Genomic DNA, 22740 nt, shown 5'->3' with positions numbered 1-22740 from the left:
AATACTAACTTCGACTATCATCATCGTTATTTGTTTGTTCTCGATCCAGTTCTTCCTCGTGGAAAATATCAAAGTCAACAGCCGCAGGTGAATCGTAGTTATACTCTAGTTCATCACTTTCTAAAACAGTGATATCCACATCGTCAAAGTCCACTGAGCTATTATTAATTAATTCCGTTAAATCGTCAACTAAATATGCTTTTTCATCATTAGGATTCGGCATCCAAACTAATATTTTTGAAATCATAAATGCTTCATCAATTTCATAAGTTACAATGTAAAATTTATTATATTCTGTTTGCAGCCTGCTCACATCTGTATCTTCTAATGCTTTCAATGTATTATCATCAAAAATAGATAAAATCTCCACACCTTCCGTATCTTCCGTGAATAAATCAGGAGCTTTTGGAAATGCAATATTATGATTTATTCTAGATAGTTTCTTTAAATAGTTTTCATCATTTTTCTTTCTTTGCTTTCTTCCATTAATCCCCTTACCACCTGGAAAATTCTCTTCATTGAAGTACTTTGCATTTTTGACAATGAACATGCTCTTGTCTTCAGAATCCGAAAACTGTAAATATCCCCAAGTATAACCTGCTTTAGCCTTTTTATACTCAATTCCTACTCTTTCACATTCTCTTGCTGTTTGGTCATCAATGTGATTTCCTTTCACCCATGCATATGCATCACTAATTAGCATTGTTCGTTGTTTTTCATTTCGTTCATGAATATAACTTTTATATCCATTCAAAATTCCATCAACAATTACTTGGTTTACTTCTGAGTTAAAACTATATTCTTGCATCTCCTATCCCTCTTTCTATTTTTATAGTATGTAATATACTTAATTATATATCATATTCTAAAAAATTAAAGAAAAAGTGATAAAAAGCAAAAAAAATTAAAGTTAGAACTCTTCACCCTCCTCTCGTTTCATTCTTTTAACTCTTCCTTGATGTGTAATAATTCTATATTCACCGTAAATCGGTAACTCTCTCACTTTTGCTTTTCCATTCGATATAATTACTATGCAATCTTTCTTAATATCTAAAATGTCTATTTCTAATTTTGTTGTCCCTGGATTTATTTCAATATCTTTTCTTCTCAAAATAACACTCCTCTTCTTACTTAAATAATTAATCATTTTTATGGATTACTCTTTTCCCCCAAGCTGAAGCCCAGGACAAATATTTATTCAGCAATCGTTTCTTCACCAACAATTTTCAATTGACCAGGAGCAACTTCCGTTGTTCCATCTGAATTAACGTTGTACTCTACGCCTTCATACGGTTCTTCAAAGCTCATTTGTCCCTCTGGAACATCATCATTTTGTGGACGACTCTCCATTACTTCTTTAGGAGTTTGATAAGCGAAAGTTAAATCAATCAAGAAATACTGACCGTATTTGTTATATTTCTCTGCGATTTTGTGCATTTGAAGGTTGTCATTTTCTTTAGCAGCTGAAATAATTTCCTCCGCCTCTTCACGTGTATCTGCATAATGTTGTTCCTTTTGATTAAGTTGTACTTTTGTCATTGATAAATCCTCCTAATTAATAATTGTTTTTTGTAATTCAACTTAAATTAAACTAATTAGACCTTCTTGAATGTTCAGTGTTATTTTTCATTATTAATTACAGCGTTTCTAGCCTTAGAAAGTCTTTCAGCTGCTTTCTGTCTTTGCTCTTCTGTCATCACTCGTAAATTTTTCATTGTTACTTGTTTTTCTTGGAGAACACCTTTTACTGCCGTTGGCCTTCCCTCCTCTTCTTCTAAGGTTTGTAATTCACATAGATTACTAAGTTTTCGAATGTGTTTAGGAACAGTAGAGTAAACGTTCCACTGACCTGTACTATTATCAAAAACCAGTGTAGTTTCTTGCTCTTCACGAGAATAAGTCATATTAAAAAGCTCCTGTTTTCAAATAATGTTTCGCTCGATAATAAAAGTGATAATATATCCAATTACCGCTGTACTTGTTATCTAAATACACAATTTCAAAACCGTATTTCGCTTTAAATGTATTAAGTCTTCCAAGTAACGCCAATGGATTATATTTCGAACGATATTGACCTTTTAGCATTTTTTCATAGCCTTTAGGATCTTCCACAATTAAAGTAAATGGAATTTCTTTCGAACGGATTAATTCATTTTCAAACGCTGTTTGCGTATCCTTTTGCAAGTTCCCTGTGATCTCATCCATGTGGGCTTTTCGTTCTACTCGACCGTCTAAATAAATATCACGTAGTATCCCTAGTTCTTCATTTTTTGGAATCATGCAGCCATAATCACCGGTATCTAATTTTTGATTTTTAATCGGAATGCCTTTTTGATGTAAATAATCAAGAATATGGCCATTTACGTTTTCACGAGTATCAATCACGATTGTGAGTGTTTTAAGGATTTTATCTATTTCTTTATCTGTGTAATGGAAACGAATCATTCTTACACTCCTTTCCTTGCATATAAAACCGCACGTTCATATATCTTTCTAGCCATTGCATTTGATTCATCACTTTCAAATTGGCGATAATCGTCATAAACATCTGTCCATCCGTTCTTAGCAAGAATGATTGTCCAGTCATAAAACATTTGTAATGAATCAGCATCAGCAAGTAACCATTCATTTAATTTTTGATTATGCTGCCAGCCGCAAAATTGATTAAAGATCTTTAAGATAGTAACTTTCTCATTGCTTGCACCCTTCCAAGATTTAAACCACTCATAAATAGCTTGATAGTTTTGTTCAGCAGCTTTCATAACTTCCGCTGGAATTAAATTTTGTTTTTTTATCGCAACTTGATTATCTTTTTCATTAAGATAGATATTTGCTCCTGATTTCCAAATCGCACTTAAAATTAATAAAACCTGCAAATCTATCACCTCTGTTATCAAAAACTACTAAAAGTGTTACTGAAAAAGACCTAAAATCAGCATGTGTTACTTTTTAGTAACCCACTTGAACCTTAGAACCCCAAGGGATTAAAGTACTTAGGTTACCTTTGTTACCTATTTTGAGCATTAAGCCCCCTAATAGAATACTTATATATATATTATTTTTTTGTTTATATATATTTTTAGTAACAAAAGTAACAAAAAGAGTATAAAAAGTACCTTGAGCCCTTATGTATCAAGGGTTTTAAGTAATTTTAAATGTGTTACTTTTAGTAACACTTTCGCTATTTTCATCGTTTTTCAGTAACTTTTGCTGCTTAAAAGTATTTTTTCGGTCTGCTAGAGTAACACCTTTGATGTAATACTTATTTTTGTTACCACGTTCTCTCTTGAATCCTTGGGATTCTAAAATTCGGTAAAACGCCCGATTTTTTAATTGATGCTCACCATTTCTAAAACACCAATTCGCATAAACTTCATATAATTCTTTTGCTTCGATTTGAACATCTTCTCTTTTAAAACAACATTCGAACATAAATGGGCCGAGAATATCCATTTCCTCTTTGTAATCACCTGTTGCTTTCATAACAATTGCTGGATCGTTCAGTCCCGACTTCTGCCACTTCAAACAACCCTCAATCGCCCAATTCAGTATCCCTGGCATTTCCAAACTTATTTTTTCTGGTAATTTCTTATCACGTTTCTCTTTTGGTAGTTGTAGGTTAAATGGAACTAAACGGATACGTCTCCAAATCCCTTCATCAACACCTTTAATTACCGGCTTATGGTTTGTAGTAAAGAAAACTTTAAACTCAGGTATGAACTCAAAGTATTCTTGTCTAAGAAAACGAGCCAACACGGGTTCTCCACCTGTTATTTGTTTTACAAAAGCTTCTGAGAGTTGTTCCCCCTCTTCACTTTCAATTGCGGATACAAAGCGCGCCCCTACTAATCTAGCAATATCATTATTGGCTCCTGTTTCTTTTTTCTTGATGAAAGTATCAGATTTCGCTTGTTTACCGTATTCACCCAACAAGTCCTTAATTGTATTAATAAAGGTCGATTTCCCGTTGGAACCTCCACCAATCAGGAAAACCATTATTTGTTCCGTAATTTCTCCTGTTAGTGAGTAACCAATTAATCGCTGCATATAATCAACTATTTCTTTATCACCTTGGAAAATTTGGTCCAAGAAGTTAATCCATTCCGGACATTTCGCATTTTCATCAAATACAATATTAGTAATCTTAGTTAAACCAAGCTCCCGATCATGCGGCTGTAGCTTTCCTGTTTTCAAGTCAACAATACCGTTCTCAACATTGAATAAATATTTATACTTATCAAAGTCTTCACGTTCTCCTGGAACTAATGGCATAAGATCCTTAATACTGTTCATTCGGATATTTCTTCTTTCACACATACGAGCCCATTTCGTTTCCGCTTCATCTTCTGATTTATAAAGGCTTCGAAGAACTTTTGCTGTTATTCGTTCAATTTCTTTTTTTGTATCCAACTTCCATCGCTTTCCGTCCCATATATACCAACCAATGTCGCTGACATATTTGATTACATGGCCATATTCATATGCAATACGTTCAGCATTTCCCAACTCTGTTAATCGGAATTTCTTTTTCTTCTTTTCTTCGACAAACTCAACCGCATCTTCGCCAAGAAAATCAAATGAAAATTCTTCGAATTGCTGCTTGTTATCTAAAATAGTTGTGGAAGTAGAGGAAATAGCTGTTGCTATCGTTCTTTCACCATATGTTTCATTGGTTTCTCTGAAATGAATAATGTCCCATTTCTCGCGTATAAGTCCTGATTCACGGAACATCGCATCCATTCGAGTTGCTGATTTACCTGTCCAGAAAGCTAGATGATTACATAAAGCTAAATCGCTTGCTGAATGATCATCATTGATTAAATTGCCATTGAATAATGAACGAATTTCATCACCGTTCTTACTTCGAAACATTCTTTCCCACAAAGCTTCATTTGAAATTTTGATTTCATCCTTTTCAAATTCTGCTAAATTTACTCGTCCTTGAATGTCACTGTCATCAAAATATTTTTCAAATACCTCAGCTAATTCATCCGTTCTTTCGTACACATCATTAGAGTTTTCACGATTTCCAGTAAAGCTAAAATAACGGCCATATGAGTAAATTTCTAAACCGTGCTTGGTATTCTTCCTTCCTGTTCCTAAAACAGATTGTGGAAGATTCCCTTTGATAATGATGTGAATCCCATTTTTTGATGGTGAAAACTCGGTGTAACTATCCAATGTATCGATAACTTCTGTTGCTAAAGTATTTGTTTTTCCGTCCACAACACACTTATCAATATCGATTCCAATGTAATTATCCTGCCTACTAAATACAAAGCCGATTCCGTCATAGTCACCTTCTAAATAAAATTTGACTGCCGTTGCAAATGTTGACCAGGTACGTCTGTTATTTGCTTGCGCCATTTCACCAGTAACTTGATATGGAACTTTTGTTGGTTTGCCATTTCTTTTTTCCTTACGCCATAAGATCCATTGCGGAAGGGCCTTTAACTCAGTAGGAATTTCATTAAAATTGTATGGATTTTCTTTCATTGTGCCCTCCAATTAGCTTTTTAGGGTATAAAAAAGAGAAGTCGACAAAACCGACCTCTCTATTTAATTTTATTCAATCGTATCCATTTACAATTACCCATGGATTAAAAGGGTAGATCATCATCGCCCACATTTACTGCTGGACCACTTGTAATTGGATTTACATCTGATACATCATAATATTTTGCCTTTGCTGCGGTACGTTTTTGTTTTTGGCCATCCACAACTTTGTCATACTCTTCATGTTTTACTGTGATTTTTAAATTTTTATTAATAAGTTGTTTTGCCATATCATCAGGTGAAGTAAAAGCATGATTATTAGCAAAGCCGCAGGCTTTTAATAATGAGTTAACGATTTTCACTGAAACTTCATGTTCAAATGTGAATGTGTTATAAAGCACTTTTGCTCCTTGATGATTTTGCTGTACATCACTACGAATCTCAAAATCTACCGATAATTTTGGCTTACCAGCTTGTGTTTTACCTGCTTCGGCATTTACAATTACCGCTTCATATTTACCTTCCGCTACTAATTCAAAAGCTACACTTGCATTATCCTCATCAAATTTAAAGAATGACATTATTTATTTCCCCCTTGTTTTTCTGGTACATAACCAATTTTAAAAATATCTTCATGGGCACAAGCTTTACGTTTATCCAGTTGATTCTTTGCAAAGGTGTAAGGTGAAGGCTCTAAAATAAACCCATAATTTTTTGTTTCTTCATTGATAACTGACTTCGCAACCACTTGGCATAAACCCATAAAATTATTTAAAATCTTGATTCGAATATCAGGATAAGCCCGATTAACAGCTTGTCCACTAGGTAATTCCCATTTATCAGTGGTTTCCCATGCTGTAAATACAACACGCTTTCCTAACGTTTGGATAAATCGAACACTATCTATTATGAAAAAATCAATCTGCTGATAGTTTGCTTGTGAAGGAACACGATTGTTATTCCCTTCTCGACCTAAGTTTGCAAGCATAGATCTAGTTAATTCTGAAATATTATCAAAAAAAATCGTATCGTATTTTGATAAATCAGTTGTAGATAAACCTTTCATAAGTTCATTCCAATTCGTCCAAGCTTCATAAGTATCGAATTGAACAATATCAATCTTTGAATTACCTGCTAATGGCGCCTGAGTTTTATCGATTGGGATGTAGAGGGTGTTACCTTCTAAATAATTCGCTGTAGATGTTTTACGCATCCCTGGATTACCATAAATTAAATACGTTGAGTTATCTGTTGTAATGCTAGAAGCATTTGTGATTTCCAATTACTTCACTCCTTCACCATATTTTTCAGAACAAAAATGGAAGCTTGAATGTCCTTAATTTTCCCTTCAGTATCTTGGATATTTTGTTCAACGATTGGTTTCTTTTCTATTAATCTTTCTAAATTCCGTTTATAATCATTTAGCCTTTTTTGCTCCACGTCTAATGTCTTTTCTAATTCTTCAATAGCAGCATTCATTTTACTCACCCGCTACTTTCTTTGTAGAATGTGAATATACATATTGTTTGATGCATTCTGTTTCATCGTGTATATAATCACCATCAATATCCCGGTATTCTTCACCAAAATAGATTTCTTTACCACAACTTTGACAATGATCCATCACGTTATTGAATGAGGAGTCCTGACGGTTCCCGATTACCATTGAATTTTCGACCATTTGGTATCCCTCCAATTTTCTCCTCCATTCTTTCTTGAGTGTAGAGAGAGAAATAGATTACATGATCATTAATAAAAGAAACTTCATAAGGATAATCCTTTGATTCACGTTTTAGTATTAATGGTTTAACCTTTGATTCATCCAACAATGATTCCAGTACTTCATTACTGAGATGAACTTCATTACCACGAACACTGATAATCCCATGTTCATTTCGAGCTTCTCTTATAGCTTGTACAGCCTTAGCAACTTCTTTAATACTCATTGATATCTCCCCCTTTACATGAAATCAATTCATGCTATAATGACTGTGAATTTTGTTTTTCTAAATCACCTGTTGGCGCAGGTGTTTTTTTATTGGGCTTGAAAGCATGGCACTTCATATTTTTCAATTAAGTACATTTTCAAGTTATGCTCCAACACTGCATCTTGACCGAACATATAGTAAGTATCATCTTTCCTAATCTCAACACCGTAAAAATCTTCAATTGGATGATCAGGTTCCTTAACCGGTTCCTTTTCATCAACGTCTTCCACAAATATTGCATCAATACTACTAACCCCAATGTGGAATGGTACCTTTCCAGTAGCACCTTCCCATTCAATTCCTGATAAAAATCCAAAACTATTTTTAAATGTTGAAAATTGCTCTACTGTAAAACTTGCTTTAGCACCTGATTTAAAAATCATTGTTACTTCCTTCAATTAACTCACCTCTCTTCAAGATGAAACCTTACGGTTCATTTCATATATATTGCGCTTTGCTTCTAATTCCATAGCAAGTAATAACGCTGGATTATTACGCATCTCAGCACATTGCTCACGTACTTGAAATGCTTTCATTAATTTACTTGCGGATAGTACTCCGTTCATTGTTTCGCCTCCTACAGTCCATCACTGAAATTTTTACTCTCTGACCTTTCCTGAATTCTTTTAGCAGCTATTCTTGGAACTGATGTCCTCATTAAAAATGCTTTTAAAAGCTTCATTGCTTCTGGGCTCGGACCATCTATTTTGATTTGTTGTTCATTCGCTTCAACTAATTTATTTGTCATTTAAGATCATCCTCACATACTTCAATACCTAAAGTGTCTGCAATTCGCTTTTTTTGTTTTTTTCCTTTTCTAGACCCTTTCAGGATGTCCGATAAATATGAAACTGAAATTCCTAGCTCAGATGCTAACGATGTAATTGTTAACTCACGTTCTAATAATGCTGTTCTTACTTTTATTCCAAAACTAGAGTATTGCACTTATATCCCTCCCTTTTTTTTGCGAAAATTTGCGCTAAATTATTGACTAACTATTAGCATATATGCTAAGTTTAAAGTATGAAAAAAAGACACAAAAATCCCAATATAATCGCCCCCAGCGATCACTATAGCTTTAATAATACGGTATTTTCATGTCCTTTTTTCCGCTAACAAATTAGCTTACAGGTATATATTAATAGCACATTTGCTAAAAGTCAACAAATTAATAGCGTATTTGCTAAAAAAATACCTGCGCTAAATCAGAAAGGTGATTATAATGACTTTAGTTAATACGATTAAAAGTCTATGCGCACAAAGAAAAATTGCAATCTCAGCACTAGAAAGAGATTTAGGATTCGGCAACGGAACTATACGTAGATGGGATAATACATCTCCATCGGCTGATAAATTACAAAAGGTTGCCGACTATTTCCATGTAACAACTGATTATCTTCTAGGAAGAGAACAGTTAAATCAATTAGGCAATAAGGACGAGAAAGATATTGAAAAAAGAATGGAGGAAATAAAACGCGATTTAAAAGACTCACAAGGGCTTATGTTCTCTGGTGAACCTATGAGTGAGGAAGCTGTAGATTCTTTATTAGATGCAATGGAGTACATTGTACGTCAAACAAAGGTTATTAATAAAAAATACATTCCTAAAAAACACCGTAAAGATAATTAATGTAAGTTCAGGAGTGATTACATTGAAATCCATAATAAACAATACAGTCAAACAACTTTGTAAAAAACATAATACTAAAGACCCTTTTGAACTTGCACAATGTTTAAATATAAATATCTTTTTTCATGATCTACATGAAGAAATTAATGGTTTCTATAAATATGAAAGAAGAAATAAATTTATCGCTATCAACAGCAATTTATCTTCAACTATGCAAAGGACAGTTTGCGCACATGAATTAGGTCATGCCATCCTTCATCCTAATGCAAATACGCCATTTTTACGAAAAAACACGTTATTATCTGTTGATAAATTAGAAATTGAAGCCAATACATTTGCTGCGCTTTTGTTAATAGATGAAAATAGTATTGCTCCAGGTGATACAAAAGCACGTATAGCATATAAAAATAACATTCCTGTCGAACTTCTAGAATTTTATACGTTCACCAATAAAATATAGTTTAAAAATAAATTGAAAGGTGGTATAAGCAGTGAGATGCGCAATTTATGCACGTGTTTCAACAGAAGAGCAGGCTGTAGAGGGATATTCCATCTCAGCTCAAAAGAAAAAACTGACAGCATATTGCGAAACACAGGATTGGGATGTTGTTGGTTACTACGTAGATGAGGGTATATCTGCTAAAAACACTAATCGTCCAGAACTCATACGGATGATAGACCATATAAAAAAAGGATTAATTGATTGTGTATTAGTATATCGATTAGATCGACTTACAAGATCTGTTCTAGATTTATACAATTTATTAGATGTATTTGAAAAATACGATTGTAAATTCAAGAGCGCTACAGAAGTTTATGATACAACAACAGCTATTGGAAGATTATTCATTACCATCATTGCTGCACTAGCTCAATGGGAGCGTGAAAATATTGGTGAACGCGTTAGGGTGGGCCAACAAGAAAAAGTTAGACAAGGTAAATATACCTCAGGTAGAAAACCTTATGGATACAATGCAGACCATAAAGAAGGTGTATTAACTGTTATTGAAGAAGAAGCAAAGATTGTTCGGTCTGTCTTTAATGATTATCTAAAAGGACATAGTGCCCAGCGAATTTGTAAAAAGTTGAATACCATTGGAACACCTGGAAGAGACTATTGGAATGAAAAAGCAATATTATATATTTTAGAGAATCCTCTATACGTTGGTACTTTACGTTGGCGAAAAGAAACGGAGCATTACTTTGAGATTCCAAATTCTGTACCAGCTATTATAGAAAAAGAATTATTTGATAATGTCCAAAGATTACGAGAGGCCAGACGGGAATCTCATCCTCGTAGCGCGTATGGTAGTTATATTTTTTCCGGTATTATAAAATGCCCCCGTTGTGGTAGATCACTGGTAGGAAACTATGTGACATCAAAGAAAAAAGATGGGACTATCACTAAATATAAGCAATATTTCTGTAGAGGTCGCAAATTAAATGTTTGTAGTATGGGCAGCATGTCCGAACGCAAATTAGAAAAAGCCATTATTCCATATATCCTTTCCTTACATATACATGCAACAGATGATGATGTTTCAACCGGACAGAATACTATAGAAGATGACATTATACAAATTAAGAATGAGCTAAAGGTTATTGAAAAGCGCCGTAAAAAATGGCAATATGCATGGGCAAACGAACACTTGAAAGACGAAGAATTTACAGAACTCATGCAAGAAGAAAGTGATAGAGAAAAAGTTTTAACGGAAGAATTGTATAAGTTAAAACCAGCCGAAAATAAGAAACTCAAGAACAATGAATTAAAAGAAATTTTGAATGATATGAAACTTAATTGGAATAACTTGAATGATGAAGAAAAGAAAATGCTCCTGCAAATTATACTAAAAAGGATAGTTGTTGAAAGAAGCGATGAATGGCAAGCTTATAAATTAAAAATTGTAGAAATGGAGTTTAATTGATGTTATATTGAATTAAACTTCTCTTATGTATTATAAGAAGTTTTGCCCTAAGAAACTAGAACCATGCTTACGACAACTTCTTTCTATAATATCTAGAGGTTTTTGAAATACGAAAAAAGAGTCTTGCACCTCAACAACTCGCGTAACAATTTTCTTTTCACTGAGAATTACAGGAAGTAAGGCCATTGTATTTTTATTTACAACATAGTTTTCGACGTAGCGTTCTACTTTACTTTCCATATTCCACTATCTCCTTTTTTCTATTTATATTAGCAGCTGCATGTATAATTTTAGCATCTATGAAAAGGAAATGGCTTACAGATTCCGCTTTTTTACAATACTTTATTATTTGTCAAATACCTTTTAAATTATAAAATGAAAATATATGGCTTTTATAATAATAACCTATACAAAATATATTTATACTACCTATAAATATATACAACTACTTCCTCATTTCGCATCATTACGACAATTAACTTTGCTATAATAAAAATAAAAATCCACTATATGGAGGTCCACTATGGAAGAAAAAGAAAGCCAGCCAACAATTCAAATGAAAAATAGTAGTATTGTGATTGTGAAAAACTCAGCTAGTATTATATTTGGGCTATTTTTCATTCTCTTATTCTTTGCAAGGCCTTTTCGTAAATCGAAATGCTCTGAATGTAAAAAACGAGAGAAGAAAAAGATTGAAAAAGAAAAGTAAAAGGCTTTCCATTTCGGAAAGCCTTTTACTCTTCTTCATATTTTCTTCCAAGTGTCCCTATACCCATTTATTTTAATATTATTACATAGTAAAAATATGATAAAAAAATTATCGACTACATTAAAAATACTTGCACGTGTTACCCGTTTTTATTTTTTATTAAGAACTTCAACTTTATACATCACTAGCAACTTTTTAACTCGTTAAATCTGCAATATAAGTTTTGTATATAATTCACTTCAAAACACAAAATATGTAAGTGATTATTTATGATTACATTAGTTTTTTATCTAATTCCAAAAAGGAGCTGTATAATATGGAGAAAAAAAGTCTATTAAGCCAACAGATTAATAGCGTCTCATCAGATGCTCTGAATACCCCTAGTAAGGAGCAAGAACAAATGTTAGAAACATCATCTCAAGACGAACAAACTTCTAACAACAACAACAATGCTAACAAAAAAGATGTTACTCAAAGCCTATATGGCGCAGATTTACCCATTTCAGATGTAGACAGAACAACAAATAAAGTGAACCTTTAATCAGTGGGGGTTTTGTTCATCCCCCACTGATTATCAGCCCTCACCAATCGGACTTTTACGGACAGTTGATCCCCCACCTAACTTCTTTGCTTCCACTGAATTTTGAGGTGGGGGTCTTACTGCCCGTTAACGCGGGATAAAAAATGAATTGTAAAGAAAAAAATTAAGAACAAATAAACTTAATACTTTCTTATTTATAAAGTGAAACTTTAATCAGCCCTCAACAATTGGGCGTTAACAGGGCGTTGGTCTCCCGCCGAATTTTAAGATGGAAAGACTTTCTCCACAACAAAAAAGGATGGCAGCTGCCATCCTTTTTCCATAATAAACTATAAAATTATAGTTTGATTACGTTTTTAGCTTGAGGTCCACGGTTACCTTCTTCGATTTCGAAGCTAACTTTTTGACCTTCTTCTAGAGATTTGAAACCTTCAGTTTCGATTGCAGAGAAGTGTACGAATACGTCGTTTTCGCCTGGAACTTCGATGAAACCGAAGCCTTTTTCGTTGTTAAACCATTTTACTTGTCCTGTTACTGCCATGATTATTTCCTCCTAAGAAAATACATTTTTTTAAATTTTTAGTTTTCCTATCTAAAAAAAGAATCCACACATTATCAAATACGAAACATAAACTAGTTCTCACATACTTTTTCTCGTTCGTTTTCAGCACTTGATAATATATGGATTGCTTAATTTAACTATTCAACTGACACTATCATAGCATACTTAAAATGAAATGTACAATCTTTTTTGAAAATAGAATTTCTAATTTTTAGTATTTCTTATAAAATATAATTATCTCTATTGTTGGTCTATTCACTATTTGGAATTGGATTTTTTAATCACAGGGGGAATTTTCACATGTCAAACTACGCCAAAGAAGAAAAGCTTACAGGGGGAAACGTCTCAAACGTATATCGTTCTAAAAATACTGTTCGACGAGAATTGAAGCCAGACAGTGCAAAAGTTCATAAGTTATTACAGCATTTAGAAAACAAAGGTTTTCATTACGCACCAAAGTTTTTAGGTATAGATGAGAAAAATAGAGAGATTTTATCTTTTATTGAAGGAGATGCTGGAAATTATCCTTTAAAAGAATATATGCGATCTAATGATGTGTTAAAAGAAATAGCAAAGATGCTTCGCCTTTATCATGATGCGGTAAGTGACTTTCCGTTATTAGATGATTGGAAACCTATGGACCATACCCCAAATAACATTGAGGTTTTATGCCACAATGATTTTGCCATATATAACATTATATTTAATAACGAGAAACCAGTAGGTATTATTGATTTCGATGTTGCTGCTCCTGGCCCAAGAATTTGGGATATCGCTTATACGCTTTATACTTGTGTGCCTTTAAGTAGAGTGTATTATACGGAATCAGGCGAGGCAATTCGTTATGAATCAACACAACATGCTGATCGTATAAAAGAAAGAGTGCAATTGTTTGTTCAGTCCTACGAGAAAAGTATGGACGAAGATTACTTAGGAATGGTACTACTACGCCTAGAAGCGTTATGTACGTATATGAAAAAAAAAGCAAACGAAGGCGACGTAAATTTCCAAAGAATGATTGATGAAGGACATTTAGAGCATTATGAAAAAGATATGAAGTTTATTCGTGATCATGGAGCTGAGTGGATTTGATCATATTGTCTTTTTTTGTCGGTAAGTCGATATTCTTTGTCGAATCGTCGATATATTTTCATTTACTCTCGAATCGTGCGAAAAATAATAAGGGGCATCCTTCAAAAAGGGGCCCCTTCCTTTTATTTCGTAAATTGTGCTTCTTCTGTAGATCCTTTTAATGCTGTCGTTGATGAAGTACCACCTGTAATCACTTGTGCTACTTCATCAAAGTAACCTGTTCCTACTTCTCGTTGATGGCGAGTTGCAGAGTAGCCGTGTTTTTCTGCTGCGAATTCCGCTTGTTGTAGTTCAGAGTACGCTGCCATGCCGCGCTCTTTATAGCCACGTGCTAATTCGAACATGCCGTAGTTTAATGAGTGGAATCCAGCAAGTGTTACGAACTGGAACTTATAACCGTAAGATGCGATTTCTTTTTGGAAGCTCGCAATTGTTTTCTCATCTAGTTTTTGTTTCCAGTTAAATGAAGGTGAACAGTTGTATGCAAGCAATTTCCCTGGATGCTCTTTATGAATTGCGTCCGCAAATCGTTTTGCATCTTCTAAATTTGGCTCAGATGTTTCACACCAAACGAGGTCTGCGTAAGGAGCGTATGCTAAACCACGTGCAATCGCTTGATCAAGACCTGCTTTCGTACGGTAAAATCCTTCTGGTGTTCTTTCTCCTGTAATAAACGCTTTATCAACAGGATCGATATCGCTCGTAATTAAATCTGCTGCATCCGCATCCGTTCTTGCAACGATAATTGTCGGCACTCCCATTACGTCTGCCGCCAGGCGTGCCGAAATTAAATTACGCACCGCTGTTTGCGTCGGTAGCAATACCTTTCCGCCTAAATGACCGCATTTTTTCTCTGAAGATAATTGATCTTCGAAGTGCACACCTGATGCACCTGCTTCAATCATACCTTTCATCAGCTCAAATACGTTTAATTGTCCGCCAAATCCAGCTTCTGCATCTGCTACAATTGGCACGAAATAATCTGTATCACCGCTTCCCTCCATATGCTGAATTTGATCCGCACGTTGAAGCGTTTGATTAATTCGTTTTACTACAGCAGGTACGCTGTTCGCTGGATATAAACTTTGGTCTGGATACATATGTCCAGAAAGGTTTGCATCTGCTGCTACTTGCCATCCACTTAAATAAATTGCTTTTAACCCAGCTTTTACTTGTTGCATCGCTTGGTTTCCTGTTAATGCGCCAAGTGCGTTAATATAATCTTCCGTATGAAGCGACGCCCAAAGCTTTTCAGCACCGCGGCGCGCTAATGTATGCTCAATATCAATTGATCCACGCAGGCGAATTACATCTTCTGCCGAATATGGACGTGTGATCCCTTTCCAACGCGTATCTAATTCCCAGCTCTCTTGTAATTTCTCGATTCTTTCGTTTTTCATTTGTTCCATCCCCTTTTCACTTTTTATAAAATTTCATAACCCGGTAATGTTAAAAATGGTACAAATTCATCATTCCGAACGAGATTTGTAAATAACGTTGTTGCCTCTTGGAATCTCCCTTTCTTAAAGGCTTCTTTACCAATCTCTCTTTCTATTTTTGCTAACTCTTCTTCTTTTAGCTCTTCCATTAATTCAAGTGTAATATTACGACCATCATTTAATTTTCCACCTTCATGGCGAATCCATTGCCATACTTGTGCCCTAGAAATTTCCGCTGTTGCTGCATCTTCCATTAAGTTATAAATTGGTGCTGCTCCCCGACCGCTTAACCAAGATGCAATATATTGAATACCTACGCTAATATTCAGACGAAGACCCTCTTCTGTAATCGTTCCCACTGGTACTTCTAATAAATCCTTTTCTGTAACATGTATTTCTTCACGTTTTCTAAAAATTTGATTTGGCGTTTTCATAATGTGATTAAATACTTCCATCGCGACTGGTACAAGTCCCGGGTGGGCAACCCAAGTCCCATCATGACCGTCTAAAGCTTCGCGCTCCTTATCCGCACGCACTTTTTCAAAAGCTGCTTCATTCGCTTCTGGATTGTTTTTAATCGGAATTTGTGCTGCCATCCCTCCAATAGCTGGTGCATTACGGCGGTGACAAGTTTGAATGACTTTCAAAGAATACGCGCGCATAAACGGCGCCGTCATCGTGACTTGCGCTCTATCAGGAAGTAAAAATTCATTATGATTACGGAAAGCTTTTAGAAAACTAAAAATATAATCCCATCTTCCGCAATTTAATCCAGCAGAATGATCTTTAAGCTCATACAAAATTTCCTCCATTTCAAACGAAGCGTGAATCGTTTCCAGTAACACCGTTGCTTTGATCGTTCCATTTGGAATACCAATATATTTTTGAGCAAATACGAAAACATCATTCCATAATCTTGCTTCTAAATAGCTTTCCATTTTCGGTAAGTAAAAGTATGGACCGCTTCCTTTTTCTAAAAGAGCTTTCGCATTATGGAAAAAATAAAGTCCGAAATCTACTAAGCTACCAGACATATTTTTTCCGTCAACTTGCACATGTTTTTCTTCTAAATGCCATCCCCTTGGACGCACAATTAATACAGCTGTTTTACTATTTAAACGATATTCTTTTCCGTTTTCATTTTTATGTGAAATCGTTCCCTTTACTGCATCTCGTAAGTTTATTTGACCTTCAATTGCATTTTCCCAAGTTGGTGAATTCGAATCTTCAAAATCCGCCATAAAAAGATGTGCTCCTGAATTTAAAGCGTTAATAACCATCTTTCTATCTACTGGACCAGTAATCTCTACGCGGCGATCCTCTAAATCTTTTGGCAATTTAGCAATTGTCCAATCCGCTTCACGTATGTGCTTCGTTTCTTCTAAAAACTTCGGAAACTCTCCTGCATCAATTTTCTGTTGTTTTTCCACACGTTTTTGTAAAAGTTCTATGCGGCGCTCATTGAAATTTTCATGTAGTTCCTTCAAAAAACTAAGCGCCTCAGGTGTCAATATTTCGTTGTACGCTGGTAACATTTCTCCCACGAGTGTAACCCGTGAAGTTTGCGTCGACATATTAGCATCCCCTTCTTAAACTGTTTTATAACAGATTTGATTTTATGTTTTATATTATATAACAAATCTTCAGAAAAGGAAGTTTTTTTTGAAAATTCATTTCATTTTTTTTCAAAATGCCTTTCTTTCGCGCTTTATTCCATACAAAAAAGACCACTGTTATACAACAATGACCTTTTTATACATTCTATTTTACTTATTTAATTATTGCTGTTCTTCTTTAGCACCATGCAACATTGCTTTGTATAAAAACTGTGCGTATTGTTCTCTTGTTACTTTCATAGATGGGCCAAATTTATTATCGCCAATTCCCGCTGTAATACCATTTGTTTGTATTGCACTAATTGCATTCTTTGCCCATGAATTTGCTGGAACATCATTAAACGTATGCGATCCCTTCGCCTGTAAATCAAAAGCATTCGTAAGAACTTGCGCCATTTCTGCACGAGTTAACGTTGCTTTCGGTCTAAAGTTTCCATGCTCGTCTCCCATGAAAATTTCTAGTTCCGTTAAAGCTAATATCTCTTCAATAAAGTTTGTTGAATTTTCATCAATATCTCCATATGGGTTTTCATATTCATCTTGTTCTTCTATATCAAACACACGATAAATTAGAGCTGCAACTTGTTCACGTGTTACGTCATCTCCAAAACCGAAAATTCCATCCCCATATCCAAATATAATTTCGTTTGCCGCTAAATTATGAATTGCTTCTTCTGACCAATGTCCTTTTGGTACATCTTTAAATACAATTGGATTTGTATTTTGTAGCGGTGCACTTTCCGCTTTTACATAATTACTCTCTGCTGAGAATAACACTCCACCCATAATTGTTAATGCCGTAGCTGTTTTTAATAATTTTTTACTCATCAAATTATCTCCCCAATATGTATATGTTTTTTAAAAAATATACATAACAAATGATATAGTGACAATAGATCTTTCGACAAATTTCGTGACATTTCTGTGAATCATATTACACATCATGTCTTTTTTACGGAGTTGATTATAAAGCTTATGTACAAAAATAAAAATACATAAAAACGAATAATAATTCTGATACGAACAAACAAAAAAGCACAAATAGTTCTATTTGTGCTTTCCTATTTCACTCTATTTCCAGTCCTCTTTCAAATGATAATTAATAATCGCATTGTTTATAAACTGAGCATATTGTTCTCTCGGTACAGGGCGATTTAAGTCATACATACCTTTTCCAGTTCCTGTCACAACCTGATTGGATTGCAGTGCACTAATTGCCTCTTCTGCCCAATGTCCTTTTGGTACATCTTTAAATGTATGCTTTTGTTTTGCTTTGAAAGTATATGCCTTTTGAAGTACTACTGCCATTTCAGCTCGAGTAATTGGCGCTTTCGGTCTAAAGTTTCCATTTGTATCACCTTTAAAAACGCCACGTTTTGTTAACGCTAAAATTTCCTTTTGAAAATCAGTTGAACTGCCAGAAATGTCTTTGTATGGATTCGCTATTGCCCCTTCGTCTTTCATTTCAAGTGTTTTGTAAATAACCCCAGCTACTTGTTCACGTGTTGTAAGGTCTCCAACACCGTACTTTCCATTTCCGTATCCAACTATAATTTTATTATAAGCTAAATCTAAAATAGCATCATATGCCCAAAATCCGTATGGAACATCATCAAATACAATCATTTCCGGATATTCTTCCGCTTTTACAGGGGCCACATTCGTCCCTGCAAATATACCACCTGCCATTGTCGCAATCATCATTACACCCAATATTTTTTTCTTCATTGTCCTCTCTCCCTATTTCCATTTTATGTTAAATAGAAAAATAATAGATAATACGAAGTTATCCATACTACATATGTAGTATTTTCAAATAAAATGAACTTCATTATTTCAGGAGTATTAATTTGTTGGTGAATGTAAGATAAAATGCACATCTTCTAGAAGGAACATTTCGATTACCTTTCTGCTTTATACCTCCTTCTTTCTTATTTCAAAAAGGAAGCTGTCACATCTAAGGTGTTATATATTAAAAATTCTACAATCTCTTTGTGAACTCCTTTACATTTTTAAATTTCACTTTATTAACACAAAAAGACGCAAATCGTATATAGTTGCTTCTTTTCAACATTATGAATTAGCACTTTCCTTCATCGATAATTCCTTCTCTGTTCCCTTGCGAAAAGTTAGCGCCATTCCTACAAATATAAGAACAATTCCTACTACTTGCATACTAGTCGGTCTAAACCCAGTAAAGACGGTATCTAATAGTATTGCAACCGCAGGATCTAAAAATACTAATACAGAAATCATTCTAGTAGATAAATCTCTTAAACTGTCAAAAAATAAGTAATATACAAATCCAGTATGTATAAGCCCTGTCGCTGTAATCATCATCCAGTTCATCTCTGTTAATCCTTGAAACTTGCCAAAATCTACGAATGGCAGCAATAAAAATATACCTAAAAATGTTTGTAAAAATGTCATCGCATATGCGCTCGTATGCTGAATTCCTTTTCCTAGTAAAGTAGTAAAAGCATAAAATAGTGCCGCAAGTAGTGCCCATACCATGCCAGATGACATCAGTTTTTCAAGTGATAAACTTCCATCTACTCCAGCCACTAACACTGTACCGATAAAACAAATGACAATGGACAAAACAGCAAACATTGTAAGTCTCTCTTTAAATACGATACTACCAATCATTAATACGATAATGGGTGCTAGATGATAAACTGAAATCGCAATTGTAATCGACATAACTTCAAACGCTTTAAATAGAAATACCCAGTTAAAAACGAGAAATACACCGCATGCTAATATTTGCATGATTTCTTTTTTATTCCATTGCTCACTTTTATATTGTCCTGTTATGAGCCAACATAATGCTAAAAATATAGTCGCACAAATACAACGAACGAATACTAATTCAAAAGACGGTAAACCTGTTTGAACAGAGAAAAATCCAATTGATCCGAAAATAGACATCGAAAGGATCATTTTTATAGCCGGCATTGATTTTGAATGAAACAAAATATTAACCTCCTAAACATTTAACTGAATATTCCATATATTATACACTATAATTTTCCAAAACTCGAATAACGCATAAAAAAAGAAGCAGTATGGTCATCTCCCTGTCAAGTAGACAGTCATAAAAAGAGTATTATGCCACGGCCTTTTCCCGATATTCTATCGGGGAAAGGCCGTGAAGTTTTTCTTGGAACCTTTCTGTATTATAGAATTGAATGTATTCTTGAATTGTTTGATAAGCCATTTCATACGTTTTTGGACGCACTAAATACAACTTCTCTGTTTTTAAATGTGAGAAGAATGATTCAATACATGCATTATCAAAACAGTTTCCACGTCTAGAATGACTACCGATAAATCCTAATCTTTCTAACTGCTTTGCGTAAGACTTTGATGTATATTGAAACCCTTGATCTGAATGTAAAAGTGGCTTAGTAGATAAAGATTTCCCCTCTAGTTGTTGTAATGTAGTTAAAACCAAATTTAAATCATTTCTTCGAGACAACTTCCAAGCAACGATTTCATTGTTATATAGATCTAACACAGCTGACAAATACGCGAACTGATCTCCAATTCGTACATAAGTAATATCCGTCACATACTTTTGATTTTGTTTGTCCGCTTGAAATTCTCGATTCAAATGATTGTTAAATATCACCGATGTTTTTCTTCCGTAAAATGGACGTTTTTTCCGGATAATAGATTGAATGCCTAACTCCCTCATGAGACGACGAACACGTTTATGATTCATTACCATTCCTTCTCGAGCTAAAGCACGGGTCATACGTTTATATCCATAATAAGGGTGCTGACGATGAATAGATAAAATATGTTCTTTATGCCACATATCCCTTTTTTGATGTAAACGATGCACGTTATGATATTTTCGCCATTTATAGTATCCAGCCTTAGACACTTCTGCAATTTGAAATAACCATTTGAGTGGGTATGTTTGGCGTAGTGAATCGATAAGAGAAAATCGTTCTTTCTTTAAGACCATTCCTTCCCGTGTAGATTTGGATTGCGCTTTTTTAAATATTCAACCTGCGCCTTCAAATATGCATTTTCTTCTTCAAGACTATTAAAATTCTTACGATTCCAAGCACCACGTTGATCATCAAATGACTGCCCTTGTTGAGAGCGTTTTACCCATTCTATAATTTGTGCATCGCTCTTTATACCAAGGTGTTCACGAATTTCCCGTAATGATTTTCCTTCTTCTATTCGAAGACGAACTGCTTCTCGCTTTAGTTCTTCTGTATATTTTTGAAATGATTGTCCCTTTCTTGCCATAAAAAAATCCCCTCCAGATAAAACAGTATTGAGTCCATCATACCAGATGGACTCTTTTTTTACTGTCTACCTAAAGGGGATAATACCAGTACACTACCGCTTCTTTTCCTTTTCATATTGTTCAAACGTATGAATTCTTTCGAAAATTGGTGGATGTGTGTATAAGAAAAACTTCACTAACGCAGGAGGATTTACTTGGCTTAAACTCGTTTTTGATAAATATTGAAACGTTTTTACACCAGATTTCCCGTCCTTCGTCATGTCTAAAGCATATTGATCTGCTGCTCGTTCTTCTATACGAGAAACGTAGTTTGTTGCTGGTTGTGATACAAAAGAGAGGACAGAAGAAATTAAGAAAAATAAAGGTAAAATTGAGAAACATGCTGCTTTTGGAATTTGCAGCGTATCTCCCCATTTTCGAATACACATATTGATAATACGACTAATGAGGTACATCCCTATAAACGATAGCAACACATAACTCGCAACGCCCCAATATATATGTTTCATAACATAATGCCCCATTTCATGAGCCATTATAAATAAAATCTCTTTATCTTTTAATTGCTTTAGCGTCGTATCCCACATTACAATACGCGAGTTAAGTCCTATTCCTGTTACATATGCATTTAACGCATTCGTTTTTTCCGACATATTGACTTCATATACATGTTTTGCTGGAATATCAGCTTTGTCTGCCATCGCTAAAATTTTTGTTTCTAATTCTTTATCTTTCAGCGTCGAAAAGTCGTTATACAGTGGATCAATCACGACAGGCTGTATGAATGTTAAAAAGATTGTAAACGGAACAGAGAGTGCCCAGCCTGCTAACCACCATCTCTTCGGGAATTTACGGATAAGCCAGAGAAGAACCGTAACTACAATTAACATAGTTGCATAACTTTCCCAAAAACCGATAACATGATCTTTTATCCAGCTTTGTGTACTTTGCGTTGAAATGCCGTAATCAACGGAAACTTTTCGGCTAATCCATTGCATCGGCAAGGCAAGAACTGTTGTAAGTAATGATAAATAAAAGAAATAAATCGCAACTTGCAGGACACTTATTTTCGTCGTTTCCTTCGACCATTTCTCAAACTTTTTTGAAATACCGAGCACAAGTACAAATAATAAAATAATCCATTCAAGAGGCGTCGCTAAAAAATACAGTAAATTTTTCACGCGCGAATAATCTTGGCTTAGCGTAAGCTCTCTTGCATTCATAAACGTTTCTGGATCTGCACTCGTTCCTTTGTACATGTCAGGAATTAGTTCATGATTCCATCCAAATAAATACCAATATATAAATAACGCAAACCCAACGTACAAAAAAAGCGACCACCCGATAACCTTTCTCACGCTATTCCCTCCTCTATGCTGCCTGTCTATTATTATTGTAAGTTCGTACATGCTAAATTAGAACAAGCTTATTACGCGAATTGCTCGAGATCCTTTTATTTACATAAAAAAACT

Annotated in this window: 29 protein-coding genes and 2 pseudogenes; 6 read left to right on the top strand and 25 right to left on the bottom strand. The window is 34.5% G+C overall.

The window, feature by feature from the left end; all coding sequences use genetic code 11:
- Window positions 1-4: 4 nt before the first annotated feature.
- The 16 genes from MKY00_RS06035 to MKY00_RS05960 form a co-directional block, all read right to left on the bottom strand.
- Complete coding sequence (locus tag MKY00_RS06035) at window positions 5-808, bottom strand: spr1630 family ClpXP-sensitive toxin (protein ID WP_016716802.1); 804 nt, start codon at window positions 806-808, stop codon at window positions 5-7.
- Window positions 809-910: 102 nt separating this feature from the next.
- Window positions 911-1111 (bottom strand): XtrA/YqaO family protein, encoded by a 201-nt coding sequence (locus MKY00_RS06030; RefSeq protein ID WP_016716801.1) that lies wholly within the window; start codon window positions 1109-1111, stop codon window positions 911-913.
- A gap of 83 nt (window positions 1112-1194) precedes the next feature.
- A complete protein-coding gene (locus MKY00_RS06025; protein ID WP_016716800.1) occupies window positions 1195-1539 on the bottom strand; it encodes a hypothetical protein in 345 nt (114 codons plus the stop codon).
- Window positions 1540-1619: 80 nt separating this feature from the next.
- The gene (locus tag MKY00_RS06020) at window positions 1620-1904 is read right to left on the bottom strand and encodes a hypothetical protein (protein WP_016716799.1); all 285 of its coding nucleotides are present in this window, start codon (window positions 1902-1904) and stop codon (window positions 1620-1622) included.
- A gap of 1 nt (window position 1905) precedes the next feature.
- On the bottom strand, window positions 1906-2445 hold the full coding sequence (locus tag MKY00_RS06015; protein ID WP_016716798.1) for an ERCC4 domain-containing protein: 540 nt from the start codon (window positions 2443-2445) through the stop codon (window positions 1906-1908).
- A 2-nt stretch (window positions 2446-2447) separates the two neighbouring features.
- Entirely contained in the window at window positions 2448-2876 is a 429-nt protein-coding gene (locus MKY00_RS06010) for a hypothetical protein (RefSeq protein ID WP_016716797.1), read from the bottom strand.
- A gap of 265 nt (window positions 2877-3141) precedes the next feature.
- Complete coding sequence (locus tag MKY00_RS06005) at window positions 3142-5496, bottom strand: phage/plasmid primase, P4 family (RefSeq protein ID WP_016716796.1); 2355 nt, start codon at window positions 5494-5496, stop codon at window positions 3142-3144.
- A gap of 104 nt (window positions 5497-5600) precedes the next feature.
- Window positions 5601-6077, bottom strand: a complete 477-nt coding sequence (locus MKY00_RS06000; RefSeq protein WP_016716795.1) for a DUF669 domain-containing protein — start codon at window positions 6075-6077, stop codon at window positions 5601-5603.
- Complete coding sequence (locus MKY00_RS05995; RefSeq protein ID WP_016716794.1) at window positions 6077-6778, bottom strand: AAA family ATPase; 702 nt, start codon at window positions 6776-6778, stop codon at window positions 6077-6079. Before MKY00_RS05995 ends, MKY00_RS06000 begins: the two co-directional genes overlap by 1 nt.
- A gap of 5 nt (window positions 6779-6783) precedes the next feature.
- Complete coding sequence (locus MKY00_RS05990; protein ID WP_016716793.1) at window positions 6784-6975, bottom strand: hypothetical protein; 192 nt, start codon at window positions 6973-6975, stop codon at window positions 6784-6786.
- A gap of 1 nt (window position 6976) precedes the next feature.
- A complete protein-coding gene (locus MKY00_RS05985) occupies window positions 6977-7177 on the bottom strand; it encodes a hypothetical protein (RefSeq protein ID WP_048722253.1) in 201 nt (66 codons plus the stop codon).
- Window positions 7125-7442, bottom strand: a complete 318-nt coding sequence (locus tag MKY00_RS05980) for a hypothetical protein (RefSeq protein WP_016716792.1) — start codon at window positions 7440-7442, stop codon at window positions 7125-7127. Before MKY00_RS05980 ends, MKY00_RS05985 begins: the two co-directional genes overlap by 53 nt.
- 89 nt (window positions 7443-7531) lie before the next feature.
- On the bottom strand, window positions 7532-7882 hold the full coding sequence (locus tag MKY00_RS05975; RefSeq protein WP_016716791.1) for a YqaI family protein: 351 nt from the start codon (window positions 7880-7882) through the stop codon (window positions 7532-7534).
- A gap of 15 nt (window positions 7883-7897) precedes the next feature.
- Window positions 7898-8050 (bottom strand): hypothetical protein, encoded by a 153-nt coding sequence (locus MKY00_RS05970; protein ID WP_016716790.1) that lies wholly within the window; start codon window positions 8048-8050, stop codon window positions 7898-7900.
- Between the two features lie 11 nt (window positions 8051-8061).
- A complete protein-coding gene (locus MKY00_RS05965) occupies window positions 8062-8232 on the bottom strand; it encodes a hypothetical protein (protein WP_016716789.1) in 171 nt (56 codons plus the stop codon).
- Window positions 8229-8429, bottom strand: coding sequence for a helix-turn-helix domain-containing protein (locus tag MKY00_RS05960; RefSeq protein WP_016716788.1), 201 nt, complete (start codon window positions 8427-8429; stop codon window positions 8229-8231). The genes MKY00_RS05965 and MKY00_RS05960 overlap by 4 nt, the downstream gene beginning before the upstream one ends.
- 277 nt (window positions 8430-8706) lie before the next feature.
- Here MKY00_RS05960 and MKY00_RS05955 point away from each other — a divergent pair, with 277 nt between their 5' ends.
- The 3 genes from MKY00_RS05955 to MKY00_RS05945 are packed head-to-tail and all read left to right on the top strand — an operon-like array spanning window position 8707 to window position 11039.
- Window positions 8707-9114 carry a helix-turn-helix domain-containing protein gene (locus MKY00_RS05955; protein WP_016716787.1) on the top strand — a complete coding sequence of 136 codons (408 nt, stop codon included), beginning with the start codon at window positions 8707-8709 and terminating at the stop codon, window positions 9112-9114.
- Between the two features lie 22 nt (window positions 9115-9136).
- Window positions 9137-9574, top strand: coding sequence for an ImmA/IrrE family metallo-endopeptidase (locus MKY00_RS05950; RefSeq protein WP_016716786.1), 438 nt, complete (start codon window positions 9137-9139; stop codon window positions 9572-9574).
- Window positions 9575-9605: 31 nt separating this feature from the next.
- Window positions 9606-11039, top strand: coding sequence for a recombinase family protein (locus tag MKY00_RS05945; RefSeq protein ID WP_016716785.1), 1434 nt, complete (start codon window positions 9606-9608; stop codon window positions 11037-11039).
- A gap of 42 nt (window positions 11040-11081) precedes the next feature.
- Here MKY00_RS05945 and MKY00_RS05940 read toward each other — a convergent pair.
- A pseudogene (locus MKY00_RS05940) lies at window positions 11082-11279 on the bottom strand (competence protein ComK); the annotation flags it as partial.
- Window positions 11280-11562: 283 nt separating this feature from the next.
- Between MKY00_RS05940 and MKY00_RS05935 the strand changes: the two are divergent.
- Both MKY00_RS05935 and MKY00_RS05930 read left to right on the top strand, forming a co-directional pair.
- Window positions 11563-11748, top strand: coding sequence for a hypothetical protein (locus MKY00_RS05935; protein WP_016716783.1), 186 nt, complete (start codon window positions 11563-11565; stop codon window positions 11746-11748).
- A 316-nt stretch (window positions 11749-12064) separates the two neighbouring features.
- Complete coding sequence (locus tag MKY00_RS05930) at window positions 12065-12289, top strand: hypothetical protein (RefSeq protein ID WP_016716782.1); 225 nt, start codon at window positions 12065-12067, stop codon at window positions 12287-12289.
- A 337-nt stretch (window positions 12290-12626) separates the two neighbouring features.
- On the opposite strand, the gene cspA is transcribed toward MKY00_RS05930, so the two are convergent.
- Window positions 12627-12830, bottom strand: a complete 204-nt coding sequence (gene cspA, locus MKY00_RS05925) for an RNA chaperone/antiterminator CspA (protein ID WP_000301522.1) — start codon at window positions 12828-12830, stop codon at window positions 12627-12629.
- Between the two features lie 321 nt (window positions 12831-13151).
- On the opposite strand from cspA, the gene MKY00_RS05920 reads away from it, so the two are divergent.
- On the top strand, window positions 13152-13943 hold the full coding sequence (locus MKY00_RS05920) for a phosphotransferase (RefSeq protein ID WP_016716781.1): 792 nt from the start codon (window positions 13152-13154) through the stop codon (window positions 13941-13943).
- A 122-nt stretch (window positions 13944-14065) separates the two neighbouring features.
- On the opposite strand, the gene aceA is transcribed toward MKY00_RS05920, so the two are convergent.
- The 7 genes and pseudogenes from aceA to MKY00_RS05885 all read right to left on the bottom strand — a co-directional run bounded on the left by aceA (window position 14066) and on the right by MKY00_RS05885 (window position 22626).
- Window positions 14066-15343, bottom strand: a complete 1278-nt coding sequence (gene aceA / locus MKY00_RS05915) for an isocitrate lyase (RefSeq protein ID WP_000787354.1) — start codon at window positions 15341-15343, stop codon at window positions 14066-14068.
- A 23-nt stretch (window positions 15344-15366) separates the two neighbouring features.
- Window positions 15367-16956: a malate synthase A gene (gene aceB / locus MKY00_RS05910; protein ID WP_016716780.1), complete on the bottom strand. Its 1590-nt coding sequence runs from the start codon at window positions 16954-16956 to the stop codon at window positions 15367-15369.
- A 204-nt stretch (window positions 16957-17160) separates the two neighbouring features.
- Window positions 17161-17940 (bottom strand): annotated as a pseudogene (locus tag MKY00_RS05905) (S-layer homology domain-containing protein).
- Window positions 17941-18069: 129 nt separating this feature from the next.
- A complete protein-coding gene (locus tag MKY00_RS05900) occupies window positions 18070-18726 on the bottom strand; it encodes an S-layer homology domain-containing protein (protein WP_016716778.1) in 657 nt (218 codons plus the stop codon).
- Between the two features lie 345 nt (window positions 18727-19071).
- Window positions 19072-19974, bottom strand: a complete 903-nt coding sequence (locus tag MKY00_RS05895) for a DMT family transporter (protein WP_016716777.1) — start codon at window positions 19972-19974, stop codon at window positions 19072-19074.
- 133 nt (window positions 19975-20107) lie between these two features.
- A protein-coding gene (locus MKY00_RS05890; protein ID WP_153016966.1) for an IS3 family transposase occupies window positions 20108-21267 on the bottom strand; the annotation gives its coding sequence in 2 pieces (ribosomal slippage) (window positions 20108-21009 and window positions 21009-21267; 1161 coding nt in all).
- Between the two features lie 93 nt (window positions 21268-21360).
- Complete coding sequence (locus tag MKY00_RS05885) at window positions 21361-22626, bottom strand: M48 family metallopeptidase (RefSeq protein WP_016716776.1); 1266 nt, start codon at window positions 22624-22626, stop codon at window positions 21361-21363.
- Window positions 22627-22740: the final 114 nt, after the last annotated feature.

The organism is Bacillus sp. FSL R9-9834 (assembly GCF_038006905.1).
In the GTDB taxonomy this organism is placed as follows: domain Bacteria; phylum Bacillota; class Bacilli; order Bacillales; family Bacillaceae_G; genus Bacillus_A; species Bacillus_A pacificus.
The sequence above is the reverse complement of the archived record's forward strand: the minus strand, read 5'-3'. Positions and strand labels throughout refer to the sequence as shown.